Consider the following 2,199-nt stretch of genomic DNA (forward strand, 5'->3'; position numbering starts at 1 on the left):
ACCCCTGACCTTCTGTTCCGTAGACAGACGCTCTATCCAGCTGAGCTATGGGCGCATCTCGTGTTCCTGGAGAAGAACCGCTCTCCCTGAACCTCGAATTACTTTACGCGAGGGTTGGCCGTAGTGCCAAATCGAAAGGCGTGTAATCTGCACGACTAGACCGGTATAGGTGACCTTCGTCACTTAATTGGCCTATTTCCAGCAACTATTCCTTGGATTTACGCGGATTCCCGTCTGAAGCCGCAGATTTCCTAAGCATGCTCCCAAAAAACGGCAGTGGTCCGGACCATAGCATTTAGGACACACCGATGAACCCGAGGAAGGGAACCGCAATGGGCGATCTGGCGCAGAAGCCGCTGCTTGAGAATGCACCCACCACACATGCCGGTCTGCTGGCATGGGTCGAAGAGGTTGCTGAGCTTACGCAGCCGGACCGCATCTACTGGGTTGACGGGTCCGAAGAGGAAAACACCCGTCTCACCGATGAGCTTGTTGCCGCCGGCACCCTGACCCGGCTGAACCAGGAACTGTTCCCGAACTCCTTCGCCGCCTTCTCGGACCCCGCTGACGTGGCCCGGGTTGAGGAGCAGACCTTCATCTGCTCCGAGAACAGGCACGACGCCGGCTTCACCAACAACTGGATGCCCCCGGCCGAGATGAAGGACAAGCTTCGCGGGCTGTTCGCCGGCTGCATGCGCGGCCGCACCATGTACGTCATCCCGTTCGTCATGGGCCACCTCGACGCAGAAGACCCGAAGTTCGGCGTCGAAATCACGGACAGCGCCTACGTTGTTGCCTCCATGCGCATCATGGCCCGCATCGGCACCGATGTCCTGAACCGGATCACCGAAACCAACGCCTTCTACGTGCCCGCGCTGCACTCCCTGGGTGCTCCGCTGGAAGCGGGCCAGGCGGACGTGCCGTGGCCGTGCAACCCGGACAAGTGGATTGTCCACTTCCCGGAGGAGCGCTCCATCTGGTCCTTCGGCTCCGGCTACGGCGGAAACGCGCTGCTGGGCAAGAAGTGCTACGCGCTGCGCATCGCCTCCGTCATGGCGCACGATGAGGGCTGGCTCGCTGAGCACATGCTCATCCTCAAGCTCACCTCCCCGGAGCAGAAGACGTACTACCTGTCCGCGGCGTTCCCCTCCGCCTGCGGCAAGACCAACCTCGCCCTGCTCGATCCCACCATCAAGGGCTGGAAGGTGGAGACCCTCGGCGATGACATCACCTGGATGCGGTTCGGCAAGGAAGGCGAGCTGCGCGCCGTCAACCCCGAGGCCGGCCTCTTTGGCGTTGCCCCGGGCACCGGCTGGGGCACAAACCCCAACGCCATGCGCGCCATCGCCAAGGGCAACAGCATCTTCACCAACGTAGCGCTGACCGACGACGGCGGCGTCTGGTGGGAGGGCATGACCGAGGACGTCCCCGCACACCTGACCGACTGGCAGGGCAACTCCTGGACTCCGGACTCGGACAAGCCCGCCGCCCACCCCAACTCGCGATTCTGCACCCCGATCGACCAGATCGACATGCTGGCCGAGGAATACCACAGCCCCAACGGCGTGGAGCTGTCCGCCATCCTGTTCGGCGGCCGCCGCAAGACCACCATCCCGCTGGTCACCGAGGCCCGCAGCTGGACCAACGGCATCTTCATGGGATCCACCCTGTCCTCCGAAACCACTGCCGCGGCAGCCGGTGCGGTGGGCGTGGTCCGCCGCGACCCGATGGCCATGCTCCCCTTCATCGGCTACGACGCAGGCGACTACCTGAACCACTGGGTCAACCTGTCCGCCAAGGCCAACCCGGAGCGCCTGCCCAAGATCTTCCTGGTCAACTGGTTCCGCCGGAACTCCGAGGGCGGCTTCGCATGGCCCGGCTTCGGCGACAACGCCCGCGTCCTGAAGTGGGCCATCGAGCGCCTCGAAGGAAAGGCCGACGCCGTGGAGACCCCCATCGGGTTCGTCCCCACCGGTGACGCCATCGACCTCGAAGGCCTGGACATGACCCCGGCGCAGGTTGAGGAAGCCGTCAAGGTCGACCCCACCGAGTGGGCCGCCGAGCTTGCCTCCATCGAGGAATGGTTCGCCAACTTCGGCGACTCCCTGCCCGAGGCACTCCAGTCCGAGCTCGCCGGGCTGAAGAAGCGCCTGGGCCAGTAGCCGCAAAGGCCAGTAGCCAAAAAAGTACGACGACGGT

At 63.8% G+C, this 2,199-nt stretch carries 1 protein-coding gene; it reads left to right on the plus strand.

Annotated elements, in window-relative coordinates; all coding sequences use genetic code 11:
* Positions 1-332 precede the first annotated feature (332 nt).
* Positions 333-2,162, plus strand: a complete 1,830-nt coding sequence (locus P2Q66_RS01350; RefSeq protein WP_079598306.1) for a phosphoenolpyruvate carboxykinase (GTP) — start codon at positions 333-335, stop codon at positions 2,160-2,162.
* The last annotated feature ends 37 nt before the right edge of the window (positions 2,163-2,199 follow it).

It is taken from the genome of Arthrobacter sp. Cr_A7, assembly GCF_029222765.1.
Taxonomy (GTDB): Bacteria; Actinomycetota; Actinomycetes; order Actinomycetales; family Micrococcaceae; genus Arthrobacter.

What these genes read in the sequence shown, in the direction of transcription:
- P2Q66_RS01350 (WP_079598306.1), top strand. Translation starts at nt 333, where the DNA reads ATGGGCGATCTGGCGCAGAAGCCGCTGCTTGAGAATGCACCCACCACA.